The sequence below is a fragment of the Bacillus sp. PK3_68 genome (genome assembly GCF_003600835.1).
Lineage (GTDB): Bacteria > Bacillota > Bacilli > Bacillales > Domibacillaceae > Pseudobacillus.
The window spans coordinates 251,866-271,396 of sequence record NZ_NQYC01000001.1 but is presented as its reverse complement, the minus strand read 5'-3'; the positions used below and the strand labels follow the sequence as shown (position 1 = coordinate 271,396).

Here is a 19,531-nt window from a genome sequence, read left to right as displayed (position 1 = left end):
TTACGCATGATCATTTTCTTGGAAATCTTGGGAAATAGGTGTGATCGTAATTGTACTGATTGTACCTTTTCTATCCTTCTTAATTGATAATCCACTGTTTTTGCCAAATTGTTCTTTTAGGCGGGAATGGACATTTCTTAGGCCAATAGCTGTTCCGTTCTTTGCACTATGGCTGTGTGCTTTCCATTGTTCAAACTCACGGACCACAGCCTCACTGACTCCTGCTCCGTTGTCTCTAACTTCCAATAGCAGCACTCCATCCGTGCTTGTGGCAGATATACTAATCTTACCTCCGTCCATAGATGGCTCCACTCCATGAATACAGGCGTTTTCAATTAATGGCTGGATAACAAGCATTGGTATTTTCATTTCCAGCAATTCTTCAGGAGCATCGATTTTCCATTCCAGCCTAGGTCCGAATCGAAGCTGTTGAATGGATAAATATTGCTCTGCATACTTCATCTCTTCTTTTAAAGAAATAAGTGAGGCTTTTTTATCTAAGTGATAGCGGAGCAGCGATGACATGGAATAAATAGCCTGCTCCGCCTCTTTATTTTTTCTAAACGAATTAACGTCGAAATTGTGTTTAATGTGTTAAAGAGAAAGTGGGGCTGAATTTGAGCGGATAAGTGAAGTAGCTTAGATTCGTTCAGCAGCACTTCGAGATCCGCTCTTTTTTTCTCGACTTCCAAAAAGTCGACTTCTTTTTCGGTTATTAAAATCATGACAATCATAGTGAGACTGATCATTCCGCCAACAATGCCCAAAATGATTAATGCCGTGAATAGATTAAGAGAAAGCAACATAAATCCTCCGGTCATCCATTAGATTAACTTGCTTTTCGCTGTTTTGGGTCTAGCTGGCTTTGCAAACCGTCGCCAAACAAATTAAACGCAATCACGGTGATCATAATAGAAAAACCTGCTGCTAAAGCCGTATTCGGAGAAATGAGTAAATATTCCCTTCCTTCTGACAGCATGTATCCCCAGTCTGCCGTCGGAGGCTGTACACCCAGTCCTAGAAAGCTCAATGCCGCCAAATCGATGATCGCATAGGCGAAGTCGATTGCGACTTGAACAATAATCGGTGACAGGCAATTAGGTAAAATGTGCCGGAAGATGATACGTGCATGGGAATATCCTAAAGCTTGAGCTGCATCGATGTAGGATTGCTCTTTTTCTACAAGTGTCACAGAGCGAACAAGCCTGGCAATCATCGGAACATACACGATACCTAGCGCGATTACAGCGTTTTCAAAGCCTCTTCCAAATGTGGCAACAATAATGAATGCGAGTAAGATGGTTGGAAAAGCGAGAAGAACGTCCCAGACACGGTTTATAAGGTTATCAATCTTACCTCCAAAATAGCCGGAGATAAGGCCTAGTGGAACGCCGACAACAACTGATAGCAATACGACAAACACTGCTCCGAGCAAGGTTGTTCTCGTTCCATAAATGATCCTGCTTAAAATATCCCTCCCTTGCATGTCAGTGCCAAACCAATGTGCAGAGGAAGCAGGCTCTAATGATTTGCTCAGGTCCTGCACATCAGGATCATATGGAGAAATCAGCGGGGCAAACAGCGAAATAAGTATTATCATAATAATAATTATTCCCGACATCACTGACAATTTATTTTTGAAAAGCGGTGACTTCCATACACTTCTTTTTTTCTCTGCTGGAGCTGCCGGCAGTTGTGCAGGTGGCTGACTTTGGAGTTCCATCGTATGCCTCCTTTCTATTTATAGCGTATTCTTGGATCGATAACAGCATAAAGAACATCAACGACAAGGTTGATCAGCAGGAAGACAACCACCATAAAAAGCATGGTTCCCTGAACAACGGGGTAATCACTCGTTTGGACCCCGTTAATAATAAGACTGCCCAGCCCTCCCAGACCAAATGTGTATTCAACAAGCACTGTTCCTACAATGAGAACACCGATTTGGATTCCGGTTACAGTGACAAGTGGTATAAGTGCATTTCTCAATGCATGTTTGAAAATAATGGCTTTTCGCGGCAACCCTTTCGCTACAGCTGTTTGAATATAGTTCGTGTTCATTACTTCAATCATACCGCTTCTTGTAATTCTGGAGTTTAAAGCGATCATATTGAAGCTCAGTGCGAAAGAAGGAAGCAGCAAATGAAGCAAGTTCTCATTAAATCCGCTCCCCGCTCCAAAAGCAGGCAGCCAATCCAAATGGTAGGAAAATAACAGTACCATCAAAATACCGGTGAAGAACACAGGAGAAGATACTCCCACGAAAGCGAATAAAGTTGAAAGGTGATCCATCCAAGTGTTTTTCTTAACAGCTGACAATATACCAAGCGGTATGGCGATGATCAAGGTAAAGATCATACTCATGACAATTAATTGAAATGTGAGCGGCAGGCGCTCCACGATCATATTTGTGACAGATTGCTTCATTTTGAAACTCTCGCCCAAATCTCCTACAGCCACGTTCTTCAACCAGATGGCATATTGTTCTATAACCGGCTTATTCAAGTGGTATTTTTCACGGATATTATCTAAGACTTCCGGTGACGTTTGGTGTCCGCCCGCCATGATGATTGCCGGATCCCCGGGTACCAGTCTTGACATGCCAAAAATGAGAACAGATACAATGAATAATATGGGAACTAAAAAGAGAAGTCTCCTTATAATATAGCTAGTCAAGCCTACACCTCCTTCAAGGGAAAATAATTTACCCTATCGCCCTTCCTTGTTCCAAGCATTAATCCATGCTGCCCATATCAAAAAGGAAGACTTCCGAAGGGAGAATCTCCCCTTCTTCAAATAAATGCTTGATGAAGAGGAGCTCTTTCATACTGCCATTATTTTAATTTAATGTTTTTAAGATATTATCCCAATACCATAATGGAGTGATATGATAACCTTCCACGTTATTGGTCATTGCCATCATTTGTTTTTGATGGCTTAGTGTGATCCATGGCGAATCTTCCGCAATGATTTTTTGTGCTTGAATCATTAGCTCTGCACGTTTGTCATGGTTGATCAACTTGTTTTGTTCTTCAAGCAGCTTATCAACTTCTGGATTTTTATAGTTGGCGTAATTGGCACCGCCATCAGCTGTGTTAGCTGAGTGGAATAACGGACTTAAGTTTCCTGAAGGATCTGGGAAATCCGACCCCCAGTTTTGCACCGCAATATCATAATCTCTGGCGCCGCCGAATGTACGGGTCATCAATTCCTCTCCAGTCAGCTTTTCAACCTCTAATTCAATGCCAAGCGGCTTGACTGCAGCTTGCAACGCCAAAGCAGCATTCATTCGGAGACTGTCTCCATCAGTGGAAATGGTCGCTTTGAAGCCGTTCGGCACACTTGATTCTGCCAATAATTTCTTTGCTTTTTTTATGTTGGAAGAGTAGTCAGGCAACTCTTTCTTTGCAGCTTCCCACTTATCTTTAGAAAACGTCCACATGACTGGCGGCACAGTTGACCCTTCAGCAGGAATCCCCGCATCTTTAACAATCTGCTTTAAAATTTTATCTTTATCAAGCGCATAGTTCATTGCTTGTCTTACCTTAGGATCATCAAATGGCTTTCTTTGTGTATTAAACTCGATACCATCTATTAAATATGAATCTGACGTATCCAATCTCACATTATCCATTTCTTTTATTTTTTCCACTAGATCGAGAGGAAGCTCTGTGGCAATATTTAATTGCCCCGTTTTCAACCCGGTAATTCTCGTTGTGCCCTCGGGAATCACTTTGAAAACCGCTTTATCCACATAAGGGCCGCCCTCTTTATTCCAGTAATTTTCATTTTTCTCCAAAACAATTTCTGATCCTGTTTGCCAGCTTACAAACTTAAAGGACCCTGTACCCAATAGTCCACCTTCTGGCTTGCCGAAGTTTTCTTTATGTTCCTCAAAATACTTTTTAGAAATTACATGTCCAGCAGTTGTTGCAGGTACATATTGCCACAAAGCATCAGGCTCTGATAATGTGACTTTAATTGTCCAATCCCCATCTTGTTCAATCTTCTCTACATTTTCATACATCCAGCCTACATAGGAAGCGGTTGCAGGATCTTTAATTCTTTCCATTGAAAACATAACATCTTCCATTGTCATCGGACTTCCATCTGAGAAGGTCACGTCATCGCGGATATGATAAATGTATGTCTTCTCATCAGGATTCTCCCATTCTTTTGCAAGGTTAGGAAGAAGCTCGCCGTTTTTATCGAATTTAAGCAATCCTTCTGTGATGGAGTTAACGACTGGTCCTGTCGCAAAATCGTAGGAAAAGGCCGGATCAATGGCAACGGCGTCCTGTGCAATCCCGATTGTAACCGTTCCGCCATTCTCGCTATCTTTTCCACCATTTTCTGAGCCGGCATCTTTTTTTCCGGAACAGCCTGCAAATATAAACAGTAGAAAAGCACTTAATAAAACGAATGCCAAATTTCCTTTTCTCTGCATCTTTTTTCCCCCTTTATCTCTGATTTATTTAGATTATATAGAATATTTAGAAAATAAAGCTTTAAAATCTTATCAAAATCTCTTGAAATTCTTATCAATTTAATACGAAGTTTTTTATACAGGGAAGGCAGCGATATATTTATTAAAGAAATAGAGAATCCACATTGGTTAGATATAGGTATAGCTAGTACCTAGTGCTTGTTGCGAAGTTTTTTAATTATATTATTTGAATTTTGCACAATGTAAATTTTATTCATTTATTTTACCCATTCTTGGAGAATTCTCTCTGGAAAGTGCTCTATCAGTTTCTTTTTAAATTCTTTAAGGACTTCTTGATTATCAATGATCTTTATAGATTGTCTCACCTTTGTCTCTAAATCCTCAGCTAGAATTTCATTGATTTCTTCCTGAGAAATAAAATTTTGAAGTAGTGTGAAAATCGTGGTATTCTTAGCCATGAGAGATTCCTCCTCGTAAATGTTTGTGTGGTAACTTACATTTTACATGGAATCTCTCATTTTTTATTAGGCTTTAATGTTAAAAACTAGTTAATCAACAGACGTATTATTAAGTTAAAATGAGTATCAAAAATAACGACTTAGGAATGATGAAATTGTTTAGTTTTTTTCGTAAAAAAAAAATGTATTGAAATTGATGTTGACAGGTTTAATAAAATGCTGATAGCAGTTTTAGAAAAACTACCAAGTGAATATTCGATTTATTTGAAACAAATAGAGGAAGGGATTTTGCGAGATGTTTTTCCTGTAACTGGATATTCAGATCATTATTTTGGTGTTTCATATCAAAGGGAAGTTATAAAAAAATATGAAAAAAAAGGTGAGAAAAATTATTCTATCACTGATGTTAAAATATTTAATAAAAAAATAAGCAAAGATGTCCAACTTGAGATTTTTTTTAACTATGGAGTAATTGCAGGTGTTTCCTCCGGTGATGAATTAATCCTATCTGATTTAGATCTTAATAAAATTAACATTGACTTTATTAAAGTGAAAGAAAAGCCTGTGGATGGAACCGTGAAAAGGGAATTGTTATCTTTGGGAATTCATAGCTTTAATGAGAGTGAAGTATTTGAAGTTAAAGTAGAAGACCGTAGAATGTTACACTTAAGAGATTTATCTGATGGTGATTTCTTGGCTATTGAAGATGGTGATTTCTATTTAATCAGTATTTCCCTTAAAGAGGTATTAAAGATTTCATCTGCACATTACGAAACTATTAAGATGAATTTATTTGATCTTACTGAGAACGATATTTATTCATTTATCCAAGAGTAAGAAATTAACAACATGACAGTGCTATTTGGTACGACGAAAAATGCCGTATTTAATCAACTTTTTGCGGCTTTCATTGCCTGCGTGTTACTAAAGTTTTTGCATACAGAAGGACACAAGAAAAAACTGTAAACGCCTGTTTTTCGCTAGTTTTACACACCAGCTTCTTTGCGCTGCCAATCGAATGGCGCATCGGTATCAAAGAAATACTCGCATTTCATTGGGAATTGGACCAAGAAAACACTGTATAAGTTTGGTTAATCAACACATGTGTTAAAGGGCATAAAAAAACAGAAGGGGCTTCCCCTTCTGTTTTACGCGCCTTAGAGGATTTGAACCTCTGACCTGCAGCTTAGGAGGCTGCTGCTCTATCCTGCTGAGCTAAAGGCGCATTTAATATAAAAATAACCCTTCCTTTCTTCTTTATATAGAAAAATAGGGATTTTTATTAAAAAAGTGGGCCTGAATGGACTCGAACCATCGACCTCACGCTTATCAGGCGTGCGCTCTAACCAGCTGAGCTACAGGCCCATTTATGTAAATGGAGCGGGTGATGAGAATCGAACTCACGACATCAGCTTGGAAGGCTGAGGTTTTACCATTAAACTACACCCGCATAAAGAATTGAATGAGCCAAGCTGGATTCGAATCTAGACATGCCGAATCTGCGTAAACACTTCGCTACAACCGCCATTCTCGCTGTTGGCTCATGGCGAAATCTAAGTTATTAGCCCGAGAGGAGAAACTTCTCAGAACGGAGGAAGGGGGATTCGAACCCCCGCGCGGTTTAACCCGCCTATCGGTTTTCGAGACCGACCCCTTCAGCCGGACTTGGGTATTCCTCCATATAGCGGCGGAGGGGATCGAACCCCCGACCTTGCGGGTATGAACCGCACGCTCTAGCCAGCTGAGCTACACCGCCAAAATAAATATTAAACATCAATGGAGCCTAGCGGGATCGAACCGCTGACCTCCTGCGTGCAAAGCAGGCGCTCTCCCAGCTGAGCTAAGGCCCCATAATCGAATGAATGAGAATGTTCAATCAACCCAAAACAAAAAGCTACTTCTTTGATCGATTGTTTTTCATTATCAAAAACAACGCGCCCGAGAGGAGTCGAACCCCTAACCTTTTGATCCGTAGTCAAACGCTCTATCCAATTGAGCTACGGGCGCAAATAAATGTATATAACGCTTCTGGAGCGGAAGACGGGATTCGAACCCGCGACCCCCACCTTGGCAAGGTGGTGTTCTACCACTGAACTACTTCCGCATTTGAGAAGGATGTTCTAACGTCTGTATTTATCACAGGACGTGACAGTTCCTAGCAGAAGATCCTTAAAAATGATGCGGGTGAAGGGAGTCGAACCCCCACGCCTTGCGGCGCCAGATCCTAAGTCTGGTGCGTCTGCCAATTCCGCCACACCCGCATATCAATGATATAAATGGTGAGCCATGAAGGACTCGAACCTTCGACCCTCTGATTAAAAGTCAGATGCTCTACCGACTGAGCTAATGGCTCATTTGCACAAAAGAAGTTTAATTGAAATAATGGTGGAGGATGACGGGATCGAACCGCCGACCCCCTGCTTGTAAGGCAGGTGCTCTCCCAGCTGAGCTAATCCTCCAAATGGTGACCCCTACGGGATTCGAACCCGTGTTACCGCCGTGAAAGGGCGGTGTCTTAACCGCTTGACCAAGGGGCCTTCTATGTATGTAAAGGAAGCCAAAAGAAAAACCCCGATTAGGGGGCTTGCCTGGCAGCGTCCTACTCTCACAGGGGAATCCCCCAACTACCATCGGCGCTGAAGAGCTTAACTTCCGTGTTCGGGATGGGAACGGGTGTGACCTCTTCGCTATCGCCACCAGACTGTATAAAGTTGAAAGAGTTTGTTCTTTCAAAACTGGATAATATGTGTCAGTAACCGGCAACACCGTGCCATTTCATGTGTGACGCCGTTAGGCGTATCATTTAGGATAAGTCCTCGATCGATTAGTATTCGTCAGCTCCACGTGTCGCCACGCTTCCACCTCGAACCTATCTACCTGATCATCTTTCAGGGATCTTACTAGCTTGCGCTATGGGAAATCTCATCTTGAGGGGGGCTTCATGCTTAGATGCTTTCAGCACTTATCCCGTCCGCACATAGCTACCCAGCGATGCCTTTGGCAAGACAACTGGTACACCAGCGGTGCGTCCATCCCGGTCCTCTCGTACTAAGGACAGCTCCTCTCAAATTTCCTGCGCCCGCGACGGATAGGGACCGAACTGTCTCACGACGTTCTGAACCCAGCTCGCGTACCGCTTTAATGGGCGAACAGCCCAACCCTTGGGACCGACTACAGCCCCAGGATGCGATGAGCCGACATCGAGGTGCCAAACCTCCCCGTCGATGTGGACTCTTGGGGGAGATAAGCCTGTTATCCCCGGGGTAGCTTTTATCCGTTGAGCGATGGCCCTTCCATGCGGAACCACCGGATCACTAAGCCCGACTTTCGTCCCTGCTCGACTTGTAGGTCTCGCAGTCAAGCTCCCTTGTGCCTTTACACTCTGCGAATGATTTCCAACCATTCTGAGGGAACCTTTGGGCGCCTCCGTTACTCTTTAGGAGGCGACCGCCCCAGTCAAACTGCCCGCCTGACACTGTCTCCCACCCGGATCACGGGTGCGGGTTAGAAGTTCAACACAGCCAGGGTAGTATCCCACCGACGCCTCCACCGAAGCTGGCGCTCCGGTTTCAAAGGCTCCTACCTATCCTGTACAAGCTGTGCCGAAATTCAATATCAGGCTGCAGTAAAGCTCCACGGGGTCTTTCCGTCCTGTCGCGGGTAACCTGCATCTTCACAGGTACTATAATTTCACCGAGTCTCTCGTTGAGACAGTGCCCAGATCGTTACGCCTTTCGTGCGGGTCGGAACTTACCCGACAAGGAATTTCGCTACCTTAGGACCGTTATAGTTACGGCCGCCGTTTACTGGGGCTTCAATTCAGAGCTTCGCGTGAGCTAACCCCTCCTCTTAACCTTCCAGCACCGGGCAGGCGTCAGCCCCTATACTTCGCCTTACGGCTTCGCAGAGACCTGTGTTTTTGCTAAACAGTCGCCTGGGCCTATTCACTGCGGCTCCTCAGGGCTATGCACCCCAAAGAGCACCCCTTCTCCCGAAGTTACGGGGTCATTTTGCCGAGTTCCTTAACGAGAGTTCACTCGCTCACCTTAGGATTCTCTCCTCGCCTACCTGTGTCGGTTTGCGGTACGGGCACCTTTCACCTCGCTAGAGGCTTTTCTTGGCAGTGTGGAATCAGGAACTTCGGTACTACATTTCCCTCGCCGTCACAGCTCCGCCTTCATGGTGATGGGATTTGCCTCATCACCGGCCTAACTGCTTGGACGCACAACCAACTGTGCGCTTGCCCTATCCTCCTGCGTCCCCCATTGCTCAAATGGTGAAGAGGTGGTACAGGAATATCAACCTGTTGTCCATCGCCTACGCCTATCGGCCTCGGCTTAGGTCCCGACTAACCCTGAGAGGACGAGCCTTCCTCAGGAAACCTTAGGCATTCGGTGGAAGGGATTCTCACCCTTCTTTCGCTACTCATACCGGCATTCTCACTTCTAAGCGCTCCACAAGTCCTTCCGGTCTTGCTTCACCGCCCTTAGAACGCTCTCCTACCACGGACACCACAAGGTGTCCATCCACAGCTTCGGTGATACGTTTAGCCCCGGTACATTTTCGGCGCAGAGTCACTCGACCAGTGAGCTATTACGCACTCTTTAAATGGTGGCTGCTTCTAAGCCAACATCCTGGTTGTCTAAGCAACTCCACATCCTTTTCCACTTAACGTATACTTGGGGACCTTAGCTGGTGGTCTGGGCTGTTTCCCTCTTGACTACGGATCTTATCACTCGCAGTCTGACTCCCAAGGATAAGTCTTTGGCATTCGGAGTTTGTCTGAATTCGGTAACCCGAGGGGGCCCCTAGTCCAAACAGTGCTCTACCTCCAAGACTCTTCCCTTGAGGCTAGCCCTAAAGCTATTTCGGAGAGAACCAGCTATCTCCAGGTTCGATTGGAATTTCACCGCTACCCACACCTCATCCCCGCACTTTTCAACGTGCGTGGGTTCGGGCCTCCAGTAAGTGTTACCTTACCTTCACCCTGGACATGGGTAGATCACCTGGTTTCGGGTCTGCGACCTCATACTCATGCGCCCTATTCAGACTCGCTTTCGCTGCGGCTCCGCCTTTGCGGCTTAACCTCGCATGAAATCGCAACTCGCCGGTTCATTCTACAAAAGGCACGCCATCACCCATAAACGGGCTCTGACTACTTGTAGGCACACGGTTTCAGGTTCTCTTTCACTCCCCTTCCGGGGTGCTTTTCACCTTTCCCTCACGGTACTGGTTCACTATCGGTCACTAGGGAGTATTTAGCCTTGGGAGATGGTCCTCCCGGATTCCGACGGAATTTCACGTGTTCCGCCGTACTCAGGATCCACTCTGGAGAGAACGATGTTTCGGCTACAGGATTGTTACCTTCTCTGATGGGCCTTTCCAGACCTCTTCGCCTACACCGTTCTTTTGTAACTCCGTATAGAGTGTCCTACAACCCCAGAAGGCAAGCCTTCTGGTTTGGGCTGTTCCCGTTTCGCTCGCCGCTACTCAGGGAATCGCGTTTGCTTTCTCTTCCTCCAGGTACTTAGATGTTTCAGTTCCCCGGGTGTGCCTTCTCCTACCCTATGGATTCAGGTAGGGATACTGTTCCATTACGAACAGTGGGTTTCCCCATTCGGAAATCTCCGGATTAACGCTTACTTACAGCTCCCCGGAGCATATCGGAGTTAGTCCCGTCCTTCTTCGGCTCCTAGTGCCAAGGCATCCACCGTGCGCCCTTTCTAACTTAACCTAAGAAAAAATACAAGCGGCGCATTTCGTCGTCAGCTTTCTTCATTCCTTCCCTCACGTATGCAAATACGCTCAGTCAGTCATTCAGTTGCTTCCTAGAACTGCTTGCTTCTCTTCTTTCTTTGAAAAATACCTAAAATGGCGATTACTCGGTTATTGCTTGGTTACTTTTATACGATATTATCCAGTTTTCAAAGAACAAAGTTGCTTACCTATAGAGAAGGAATTCATCCTTCAAAACTGAACAAAAAACAATGCCGTTAATTCGTTTGTGAGAACAGCGTTCTCTGTTGCTACTACGTGCGGCTAAAAGCCTGACACGGTTCACAATTTCCTTAGAAAGGAGGTGATCCAGCCGCACCTTCCGATACGGCTACCTTGTTACGACTTCACCCCAATCATCTGCCCCACCTTAGGCGGCTGGCTCCCGTAAGGGTTACCCCACCGACTTCGGGTGTTGCAAACTCTCGTGGTGTGACGGGCGGTGTGTACAAGGCCCGGGAACGTATTCACCGCGGCATGCTGATCCGCGATTACTAGCGATTCCGGCTTCATGCAGGCGAGTTGCAGCCTGCAATCCGAACTGAGAATGGTTTTATGGGATTGGCTAAACCTTGCGGTCTTGCAGCCCTTTGTACCATCCATTGTAGCACGTGTGTAGCCCAGGTCATAAGGGGCATGATGATTTGACGTCATCCCCACCTTCCTCCGGTTTGTCACCGGCAGTCACCTTAGAGTGCCCAACTGAATGCTGGCAACTAAGATCAAGGGTTGCGCTCGTTGCGGGACTTAACCCAACATCTCACGACACGAGCTGACGACAACCATGCACCACCTGTCACCGCTGTCCCCGAAGGGAAAGGTCTGTCTCCAGACCGGTCAGCGGGATGTCAAGACCTGGTAAGGTTCTTCGCGTTGCTTCGAATTAAACCACATGCTCCACCGCTTGTGCGGGCCCCCGTCAATTCCTTTGAGTTTCAGCCTTGCGGCCGTACTCCCCAGGCGGAGTGCTTAATGCGTTAGCTGCAGCACTGAAGGGCGGAAACCCTCCAACACTTAGCACTCATCGTTTACGGCGTGGACTACCAGGGTATCTAATCCTGTTCGCTCCCCACGCTTTCGCGCCTCAGCGTCAGTTACAGACCAGAGAGCCGCCTTCGCCACTGGTGTTCCTCCACATCTCTACGCATTTCACCGCTACACGTGGAATTCCGCTCTCCTCTTCTGCACTCAAGCCTCCCAGTTTCCAATGACCCTCCACGGTTGAGCCGTGGGCTTTCACATCAGACTTAAGAAGCCGCCTGCGCGCGCTTTACGCCCAATAATTCCGGACAACGCTTGCCACCTACGTATTACCGCGGCTGCTGGCACGTAGTTAGCCGTGGCTTTCTGGTCAGGTACCGTCAAGGTACCAACAGTTACTTTGGTACTTGTTCTTCCCTGACAACAGAGCTTTACGATCCGAAAACCTTCTTCACTCACGCGGCGTTGCTCCGTCAGACTTTCGTCCATTGCGGAAGATTCCCTACTGCTGCCTCCCGTAGGAGTCTGGGCCGTGTCTCAGTCCCAGTGTGGCCGATCACCCTCTCAGGTCGGCTACGCATCGTCGCCTTGGTGAGCCGTTACCTCACCAACTAGCTAATGCGCCGCGGGTCCATCTGTAAGTGACAGCTAAAAGCCGCCTTTCCATTCCTCTTCATGCGAAGAAAAAGAATATCCGGTATTAGCCCCGGTTTCCCGGAGTTATCCCAGTCTTACAGGCAGGTTACCCACGTATTACTCACCCGTCCGCCGCTAACTTGAACAGAGCAAGCTCCGTCAAGTCCGCTCGACTTGCATGTATTAGGCACGCCGCCAGCGTTCGTCCTGAGCCAGGATCAAACTCTCCAAAAAGATTGTTTGACTTGCTCATGTTTTAAAAATAAGAATTAACTTACTGGCATGTATTTTGTTCAGTTTTCAAAGATCAATCCATAATAATTCTATCATTATATCATTATTCTAATATAAAAGTCAACTATTTTGTGCTTTTTCTCAGCGCTGCTATTCTTAACAGCGGATATTTAATATAACATATCATAAAAGATAAAGTCAACCATCATTTTAATGCTTTATTTTCTAAATTATTTATTATCCCATACATAATAAATAAGAATAACTAAAACTGCGAGGTTATCAAGTAAGATTAACAACTATTTTATCCTACTATTCTCTATCAACAGATTACTTCATAACAATTATTTTTAAAAAACAACTATAGAAGAGCCAGAATTCTAGGATAAATAGCAAAAGGTCCCTCTTTCACTCGTGCACTTTATATAACTCAATAATTCATTACAGTTCGACAAGTATGCCAATCAAAATGGTTTCAATAGACAAACCAGGAACTTCCCGACTTTCTCTTTCATATTTTGTATAAATGAAAATGAGTGAAGAAGGTGATTTTAATTAGAAGTTCAATGTACTTAGATTTTTTATCAAAGTTTGGTGTCGGTGGTGCACATCCCGGCGGTATCCATTTAACAAAAGAAATCTTCAAAACTGAAGAAATAAATAATACCTCTTATGTTTTAGATGTGGGATGTGGCACTGGCCAAACAGCTGCCTATCTAGCTGATCGCTATGGAGCCAAGGTAATGGGAATGGATATTAATCCCATCATGATAGAGAAAGCTAAAAAAAGAATGAAAAAACATCGATTCCCCGTAGAAATTATTCAAGGATCTATAGAAAATTTCCCGTTACCAGATGAGACATTTGATGTTATTATTTCTGAATCTGTTCTTGCTTTTGCAAACAAGCCTAGATCTCTTAAAGAAATTTTCCGATTACTGAAAAGTGATGGCCGATTTATTGCTAATGAGCTCACAGTTAACAAACACCTGGGAGCAAACAATGAGGAAGAAATCAAACGATTTTATGGATTGGATGACCTTCTTACAGAGAAAGAATGGTTAGCCTTATTTAAACAAACCAGCTTTAAAAACCTCCATATTTATAGACCAACACACGTCTTCTTCCCAAATTATTCAATGCCTGAGTTTCATCATTCAAAATATATTGAACCACAGCTTCATGCAGTATCGAACCAACATTTCTATATGATGGCAAAATACCACGGAATTCTGGACCATAGAGTGTTTTTGTGTACAAAATAGTTATTTCCTATAATCTAAATAAAAAAGACTGTCATACACACCTTTTTGATTTCGACAAACAACAAAAAGAGTAAACATATAAACCTTTCATGTGTTATATTGAAAAAAATGGAATTTCAAAAAGAGACATCCCTCTAATTTTAAATAAACCGATAAGGAGGCTCGTTATGAAGATAGCATGGGGTATTGTGTGTTTAATTCCTGTACCATTTTTCTTTCATTTTTATGAATATGAACAATATATAAAAGGAAAGGGAGCCTCTCTTTTATTGTTTGGTTTCTTATTTTTTGTAGTCTTGGTTGGTATTTTATCAAAGAATGTTCGCATCTCTGTCATTCTCTTGGTGAATCTACTTACGACTATTGTCTCGCTCGTCCTCGCGATGAAATTCATTCCTAACGACGGTTACTGGTTTACAGTTACTGGTCGAAATGGAGCAGTGATACTTATTTCTATTATATATACAATTGGGCAATTGATTGTAAGAATGATTGCAAAGTATGCGAAAACAAGCGCAATTGAAGAGAATTGAAAAACCTTGGGAAATAGCTCTCCAAGGTTTCTTTTTTCTATAACGTATGAAAAGTTCAAATCTTTAACGCATACCTGGGCAGCCGCCCATTCCTCCGCCTGGGGAACTGCCCATTCCCATGCCTGGATAACCACCCATTCCTCCGCTTGGATAACCGCCCATTCCCATGCTTGGATAACCACCCATTCCTCCGCTTGGATAACCGCCCATTCCCATGCTTGGATAACCACCCATTCCCATGCTTGGATAACCACCCATTCCTCCGCTTGGATAACCACCCATTCCTCCGCCTGGATAACTTCCCATTCCCATACCTGGATAACCACCCATTCCTCCGCCTGGATAACCACCCATTCCTCCGCCTGGATAACCACCCATTCCTCCGCCTGGATAACTTCCCATTCCCATACCTGGATAACCGCCTTGACCTATTTGTCTTTCCATTCTTAACCCCTCCTCAAGTAATCACAAGATAGTATATGCTTACATGCTGAAGGGGCATAGGCGATTGTTTAGTTAAAAAAACGCTGCATCAGTTATAAAGGCCGTACTCTCGTTAGCGAGCGCTTCTTTGACTATATAAAAATAAACGAATATCTGCTCACAAATCCACAAACATAGGATGTAAGTGAAAAGATTACTCTCTCTTTAGAGGGTAACTCAATGAGAAAGCAGCGTCTCTCGATTCTCAGTTAATTCTTCAAATTATAAAGGTGTTCTATATAAATTTGATGCCAAATCATAAATGTAAGAATGGTCCAGAGCTTTCTGCTATTGTCCTTCTTATTCATGACATGTTCTTCCAACAACAAATGAACCTGCTGTTTATCAAAAATGTAATCAACTTGGCTTGAGCGAATGATAAAGCAAGCCCAGTCGTATAGTTCCTTTTTTAGCCAATGGCGAATAGGTACGGGGAATCCTAATTTTCTCCTTCCCAAAACGTGACTCGGGACGATGCCTTCCGCTGCCTTTCGCAGAATATATTTCGTTGTATTATTTTTTACTTTTTGATCCACACTGATTTTGGATGCTACATTGAAAACAGCCTTATCCAAGAAAGGCACTCTTAGCTCCAGAGAATGTGCCATAGTCATCTTATCCGCTTTTAATAAAATGTCTCCTCTTAACCATGTATGAATATCTAGATGCTGCATTTTAGTAACCGCATCGTAGCTTGCAGACTGACTGTATATAGGTTTTGTAATATTGGTGTACCTTAAAGAATCTTTGTAGTTAGTAAGTAACATTTCCTTCTCTTGTTCTTCGAAAATTTTGGCATTGCCGATATATCTTTTTTCTAAAGGGGTCACCCCGCGTTCAATGAAGTTTTTTCCTTTAACTCCTTCTGGAAGAAAATGACTCAATGTTTCTAATGCATGTTTTACCGAAGCTGGCATGTACTTGAACAAGCGCAAGGACTGCGGTTCCTGATAAATATTGTATCCTCCAAACAGTTCATCGGCCCCTTCACCCGATAGTGCTACTGTTACTTGTTTGCTTGCTTCACGTGCAACAAAATAAAGCGGTACGGCTGCTGGATCTGCTAAAGGATCGTCCATATGCCAAATGATTTTTGGAAGCTCTTCTAAAAATTCATCGGGTGAAATGACATGACTAATATTCTCTAGATTTAAGGAATCAGCTGTTTCTTGAGCTACATTAATTTCGCTAAATCCATCTCTTTCAAATCCAACAGAAAAAGTTTTTAAATCCGGATTCACTTCTTTTGCCAGAGAAACAATAAATGAAGAATCTATCCCCCCGGATAGAAAAGCCCCAACCGGCACATCACTTCGCATATGAACTTTTACAGAATCCATCAAGACTTCACGAATTTCTGTGACAAGTTGATCCTTCACTGACTGGTGCGGTTGAAAATAAGGCTGCCAATAACACCGGATATCCATTGCCTGTCCTGGTTTTTTAAAAAAATAATGACCTGGAGATAATTTTTTAATTAAAGTCGTCATTGTTTCAGGCTCAGGAACATACTGAAAACTAAGATAGTGGTGTAAAGAATTACGATCTATATCAAAAGAAGGACGGTTTTCTGCCGCTAATAAAATACTCTTCTTTTCAGAAGCGAACACACATAAACCTTCTTGCTCCGAATAAAAAAACGGTTTAATTCCAAAATAGTCTCTTGCTCCAAATAATATTTGTTCCTCCTTATCCCAGATGACAAAAGCAAACATTCCTCTTAATCTCTTCACCGCTTGTTCGTTGATCTCACTGTAAAGGGCCAAGATGACCTCTGTGTCCGAATGAGTATAAAACTTATAACCTTTCTCTTCCATCTCTTGCCGAATTTCGATGTAGTTATAAATTTCACCATTGAATATAATCCAATATCGTTCGTCTTCATAAGAGAGGGGCTGCTGACCATTTTCGATATCAATAATGCTTAACCGCCTAAATCCAAAATTAACATACTCATCAAAATAGAACCCCTCGTCGTTAGGCCCTCTATGAGTAATAATATCGTTCATTTTTCTAAAGCCATTTCCTAATTTATGGTTCATGTCTTGGGGTTTGTCGTACATACAGCCAACAAATCCACACATTTATAACACCTTCCTATTTGCAAATTGAATTTGTGATGATTCTTTCCCACGATAACAACTTTAGTAAAAAATGGCAAAGCGTACGCAGCCTATAACGCGGGTAGCGTATTGATAATTTTGGATTCTTCATTTATATAAAGGGAATTTTTTAGAGAGGGCCTATACTGTAAGTAATTGATGTAGCGATTTATGCGGGGAACAAATACGAGAATAAAACAACTTTAATCCTAATAGCTATCCAAAGTCACTCCTTTCCAACTGATACTTATAGCTAGAAAACACCGTCCATTTAACCGGACGGTGTTTTCTTTATGACTACATTTCAAATAAAAATCTTATTCCTCAGAAACAGTAACTTCCTTCATTACGTCGCCATTTTTCATAGAGCGTGCGGTTTCCAAGCCGGATGTTACTTTACCAAAGACCGTATGTACGCCATCTAGATGGGGCTGTGGCTGGTGGACAATAAAAAACTGACTGCTGCCAGTGTCTTTCCCTGCATGAGCCATAGATAGACTGCCCGCTTCATGCTTATGCGGGTTGCCTTCTGTTTCACATTTAATCGTGTAACCGGCACCGCCTCTTCCTGTACCTGTCGGATCTCCTCCCTGACTAACGAATCCTGGGATAACACGGTGGAATACAACCCCATTGTAAAATCCTTCATTCGCCAGCTTTTCAAAGTTAGCCACCGTGTTCGGCGCTTCATTCGGGTATAGCTCAAATTCGATGGTTTCTCCATTTTCCATAACAATCTTTCCTGTTTTCGCCATAACAATCTCTCCTTTTCACTCAAAGTGCTTTCAAATTTTATCATACCAGAAGGACTGGAGAAAAACAGAAAGACTTGAAAAATAAAGTAAGCATCCAAGCCTTTCCTTCGTGTCAAGAAAGAATCTTTGTCTTCTTTGCATTCGCTGCAAGCTTGCTCGTGATACCGCTTAGTGGCTTCTTCAATAACAATGCAAATACAATGGTAAGCACTAAGAAGAAAAGCAGCGCAAGCAAATCGGTTCTCACAATATCCGGTACAATGCCGCCAACCGCTTCTCGTAACAAGCTGACTGCGTAAGTAAATGGAACAAACGGGTTAATTTTTTGGAAAACCTCTGGGGTTTGGCTAATAGGAAAAGTTCCACCTGAGCTGGAAAACTGTAAAACAAGAAAGATAATGGCCAGTCCTTTCCCGATGTTTCCAAAAACAGACACAAGCGTATAAGTAATTGTAACGAATACGATGCTCGTTAAGATGGAAAAAAGGACGAACCAGAACTTTTCCACTACATAAGCATGAAGTAGAAATATATCTCCCATGCTGACAATAAATCCTTGAAAAACACCGATAGTTAAAAATGTAAGCAGCCGACCAAAGTAAATATGATGGCTCTGGTACATATTTTCCGAGTCCTCGACATCTGTCCGAAACAAAGAAATCAACAGCATCGCTCCTACCCACAAAGATAACGTTGTGTAAAACGGAGACATGGCTGACCCATAGTTCGGGATAGGAAACACTTTTTCTTCCTTTAATTCAATCGGTTTGGTCAAAAATTCACTTTCTTTTTTAACATCATTTTTCAGCAGCCTAATGATTTCTCCTAAATCCTGATCCTTTTGGAATTTTCTTATTCTGTTAGCTGCATCACGAACAGACCGTTCTACTTCTGGTAAATCTGCTTCAATAAGGTTTGCTGCTTGATGGACTGCTTTCTCCATTTCCGGAAGCCTTGTTTGAATGAAATGAGAGACCTTTCGCACTTCTCGTTCTGCCGCCGGTAGATCATTTCGCACAAAGTCGGCAGCTTTGTGAATCCTTTGCTCCACAGATGGTAAATCATTTTTCACAAAACGCGCCGCTTCATTGACTGTAGCCGTAAATTGTTTCATTTTTCCTGCTATGGCAGATGCAGTCTGATGAATGTCTGTGCGGATTCGAGGCAGCTCTGCTTGGACTCTTGTCAATTCTTCAAATCCAAATTGTACACCTGCCTGTGCGTCATTCAGAATCTGCTGAATATCAGGCAGCTTTGCTTTTGCTGTTTGCACTACTTCGTTCGATATTCTGGCTTTTTCAATTAATGCAGTTAGTGATTGAGTAATCGTTGGTACAGTTTCACTATCATAGGCGTTTAAAACGGAGCCTAATGTACTGCTGGCTGATGAAGCCAGCCTGTTTAATTGCCCCGCTAGTTCTGTTGACGGCTCGCGACCATTTCTCATAGCTGCCTCTATTTGAGTTAAAACGTCCTCTTGCTGTTGAAAGTTTTGTCTCACATCCGTTAAACGACTGATTAGGCCACCTAGCTGGTTCCCTTCAGTGTATTGATTCATCTTGGCGAGCAGATTGATTGTCCGGCCAACTACCGCTTCTCCTGTTTGTACACGTGTTTTCAGCAATTCGACAGAGCTAAGGGCCCGTTGAGGATCATCACTCTCTGTCTGAATAGATTCCGTGAGCTGCACGGCAGAATCTGCCGTTTGCTGTAAAAGAGAGACATTTTGCCTGATGACCGGAACAATAGCTTGGAAAGCTTCAGCGTTTTTCTGTAAAAATTCGTTTAGCTGATTGGCAAACCCACTTCCTCTCTCTGCTACTTTTGCTATTTCAGGAAGCTCCTGTCGAGCAGCCATGATG

At 43.3% G+C, this 19,531-nt stretch carries 12 protein-coding genes, 12 tRNA genes, 3 rRNA genes and 1 pseudogene; 3 read left to right on the top strand and 25 right to left on the bottom strand.

From position 1 onward, the window contains the following. From CJ483_RS01330 to CJ483_RS01305, 6 genes and pseudogenes are all read right to left on the bottom strand, one after another. Positions 1–357, bottom strand: a complete 357-nt coding sequence (locus CJ483_RS01330) for a sensor histidine kinase (RefSeq protein WP_259455765.1) — start codon at positions 355–357, stop codon at positions 1–3. A 108-nt stretch (positions 358–465) separates the two neighbouring features. Further along, positions 466–725 (bottom strand): annotated as a pseudogene (locus CJ483_RS01325) (sensor histidine kinase); the annotation flags it as partial. 104 nt (positions 726–829) lie between these two features. After that, positions 830–1,723, bottom strand: coding sequence for an ABC transporter permease (locus CJ483_RS01320; protein ID WP_120031200.1), 894 nt, complete (start codon positions 1,721–1,723; stop codon positions 830–832). Between the two features lie 14 nt (positions 1,724–1,737). Further along, positions 1,738–2,676: an ABC transporter permease gene (locus tag CJ483_RS01315; protein WP_120031198.1), complete on the bottom strand. Its 939-nt coding sequence runs from the start codon at positions 2,674–2,676 to the stop codon at positions 1,738–1,740. A 163-nt stretch (positions 2,677–2,839) separates the two neighbouring features. Beyond that, complete coding sequence (locus tag CJ483_RS01310; protein ID WP_120031196.1) at positions 2,840–4,447, bottom strand: ABC transporter substrate-binding protein; 1,608 nt, start codon at positions 4,445–4,447, stop codon at positions 2,840–2,842. Positions 4,448–4,704: 257 nt separating this feature from the next. Continuing rightward, complete coding sequence (locus tag CJ483_RS01305) at positions 4,705–4,905, bottom strand: hypothetical protein (protein WP_120031194.1); 201 nt, start codon at positions 4,903–4,905, stop codon at positions 4,705–4,707. Between the two features lie 216 nt (positions 4,906–5,121). On the opposite strand from CJ483_RS01305, the gene CJ483_RS01300 reads away from it, so the two are divergent. Beyond that, positions 5,122–5,742, top strand: a complete 621-nt coding sequence (locus tag CJ483_RS01300) for a hypothetical protein (RefSeq protein WP_120031192.1) — start codon at positions 5,122–5,124, stop codon at positions 5,740–5,742. Between the two features lie 314 nt (positions 5,743–6,056). Here the strand turns inward: CJ483_RS01300 and CJ483_RS01295 are convergent. The 15 genes from CJ483_RS01295 to CJ483_RS01225 form a co-directional block, all read right to left on the bottom strand. Continuing rightward, positions 6,057–6,130, bottom strand: a tRNA-Arg gene (locus tag CJ483_RS01295). A 66-nt stretch (positions 6,131–6,196) separates the two neighbouring features. Then, positions 6,197–6,270 (bottom strand) — tRNA-Ile (locus CJ483_RS01290). An 11-nt stretch (positions 6,271–6,281) separates the two neighbouring features. Further along, positions 6,282–6,355: transfer RNA gene (locus CJ483_RS01285), tRNA-Gly, on the bottom strand. 139 nt (positions 6,356–6,494) lie between these two features. Continuing rightward, positions 6,495–6,584, bottom strand: a tRNA-Ser gene (locus CJ483_RS01280). 3 nt (positions 6,585–6,587) lie between these two features. Continuing rightward, positions 6,588–6,661 (bottom strand) — tRNA-Met (locus CJ483_RS01275). 21 nt (positions 6,662–6,682) lie between these two features. Next, a tRNA-Ala gene (locus CJ483_RS01270) sits at positions 6,683–6,755 on the bottom strand. 83 nt (positions 6,756–6,838) lie between these two features. Next, positions 6,839–6,912: transfer RNA gene (locus tag CJ483_RS01265), tRNA-Arg, on the bottom strand. 22 nt (positions 6,913–6,934) lie between these two features. Further along, positions 6,935–7,009: transfer RNA gene (locus CJ483_RS01260), tRNA-Gly, on the bottom strand. A gap of 75 nt (positions 7,010–7,084) precedes the next feature. Continuing rightward, positions 7,085–7,166, bottom strand: a tRNA-Leu gene (locus CJ483_RS01255). A 16-nt stretch (positions 7,167–7,182) separates the two neighbouring features. Continuing rightward, positions 7,183–7,258: transfer RNA gene (locus CJ483_RS01250), tRNA-Lys, on the bottom strand. A 30-nt stretch (positions 7,259–7,288) separates the two neighbouring features. After that, positions 7,289–7,364 (bottom strand) — tRNA-Val (locus tag CJ483_RS01245). A 3-nt stretch (positions 7,365–7,367) separates the two neighbouring features. Continuing rightward, positions 7,368–7,442, bottom strand: a tRNA-Glu gene (locus tag CJ483_RS01240). Positions 7,443–7,491: 49 nt separating this feature from the next. After that, positions 7,492–7,606 (bottom strand): 5S ribosomal RNA (rrf, locus tag CJ483_RS01235). A gap of 103 nt (positions 7,607–7,709) precedes the next feature. Further along, positions 7,710–10,639, bottom strand: a 23S ribosomal RNA gene (locus CJ483_RS01230). A gap of 338 nt (positions 10,640–10,977) precedes the next feature. After that, a 16S ribosomal RNA gene (locus CJ483_RS01225) occupies positions 10,978–12,531 on the bottom strand. Together the 16S, 23S and 5S rRNA genes with 12 tRNA genes alongside form the textbook arrangement of a ribosomal RNA operon. A 545-nt stretch (positions 12,532–13,076) precedes the next feature. Between CJ483_RS01225 and CJ483_RS01220 the strand changes: the two genes are divergently transcribed. Together CJ483_RS01220 and CJ483_RS01215 are read left to right on the top strand one after the other, a co-directional pair. Beyond that, complete coding sequence (locus tag CJ483_RS01220) at positions 13,077–13,796, top strand: class I SAM-dependent methyltransferase (protein WP_259455529.1); 720 nt, start codon at positions 13,077–13,079, stop codon at positions 13,794–13,796. 167 nt (positions 13,797–13,963) lie between these two features. Next, positions 13,964–14,329 (top strand): hypothetical protein, encoded by a 366-nt coding sequence (locus CJ483_RS01215; RefSeq protein WP_120031187.1) that lies wholly within the window; start codon positions 13,964–13,966, stop codon positions 14,327–14,329. Positions 14,330–14,392: 63 nt separating this feature from the next. Here CJ483_RS01215 and CJ483_RS01210 read toward each other — a convergent pair whose 3' ends face one another. From CJ483_RS01210 to CJ483_RS01195, 4 genes are all read right to left on the bottom strand, one after another. Next, the gene (locus CJ483_RS01210; protein ID WP_182916924.1) at positions 14,393–14,773 is read right to left on the bottom strand and encodes a hypothetical protein; all 381 of its coding nucleotides are present in this window, start codon (positions 14,771–14,773) and stop codon (positions 14,393–14,395) included. 248 nt (positions 14,774–15,021) lie between these two features. Continuing rightward, entirely contained in the window at positions 15,022–16,896 is a 1,875-nt protein-coding gene (gene asnB / locus CJ483_RS01205) for an asparagine synthase (glutamine-hydrolyzing) (protein ID WP_120031185.1), read from the bottom strand. A 335-nt stretch (positions 16,897–17,231) separates the two neighbouring features. Next, complete coding sequence (locus CJ483_RS01200; RefSeq protein WP_120031183.1) at positions 17,232–17,669, bottom strand: peptidylprolyl isomerase; 438 nt, start codon at positions 17,667–17,669, stop codon at positions 17,232–17,234. Between the two features lie 112 nt (positions 17,670–17,781). Beyond that, positions 17,782–19,527 (bottom strand): YhgE/Pip domain-containing protein, encoded by a 1,746-nt coding sequence (locus CJ483_RS01195; protein ID WP_259455528.1) that lies wholly within the window; start codon positions 19,525–19,527, stop codon positions 17,782–17,784. Between the last annotated feature and the right edge of the window lie 4 nt (positions 19,528–19,531).

Coding starts and splice junctions, on each gene's coding strand:
- CJ483_RS01300 (WP_120031192.1), top strand. CDS start 5,122: ATGCTGATAGCAGTTTTAGAAAAACTACCAAGTGAATATTCGATTTAT.
- CJ483_RS01320 (WP_120031200.1), bottom strand. CDS start 1,723: ATGGAACTCCAAAGTCAGCCACCTGCACAACTGCCGGCAGCTCCAGCA.
- CJ483_RS01215 (WP_120031187.1), top strand. CDS start 13,964: ATGAAGATAGCATGGGGTATTGTGTGTTTAATTCCTGTACCATTTTTC.
- asnB (WP_120031185.1), bottom strand. CDS start 16,896: ATGTGTGGATTTGTTGGCTGTATGTACGACAAACCCCAAGACATGAAC.
- CJ483_RS01200 (WP_120031183.1), bottom strand. CDS start 17,669: ATGGCGAAAACAGGAAAGATTGTTATGGAAAATGGAGAAACCATCGAA.
- CJ483_RS01195 (WP_259455528.1), bottom strand. CDS start 19,527: ATGGCTGCTCGACAGGAGCTTCCTGAAATAGCAAAAGTAGCAGAGAGA.
- CJ483_RS01330 (WP_259455765.1), bottom strand. CDS start 357: ATGCTTGTTATCCAGCCATTAATTGAAAACGCCTGTATTCATGGAGTG.
- CJ483_RS01310 (WP_120031196.1), bottom strand. CDS start 4,447: ATGCAGAGAAAAGGAAATTTGGCATTCGTTTTATTAAGTGCTTTTCTA.
- CJ483_RS01210 (WP_182916924.1), bottom strand. CDS start 14,773: ATGGAAAGACAAATAGGTCAAGGCGGTTATCCAGGTATGGGAATGGGA.
- CJ483_RS01305 (WP_120031194.1), bottom strand. CDS start 4,905: ATGGCTAAGAATACCACGATTTTCACACTACTTCAAAATTTTATTTCT.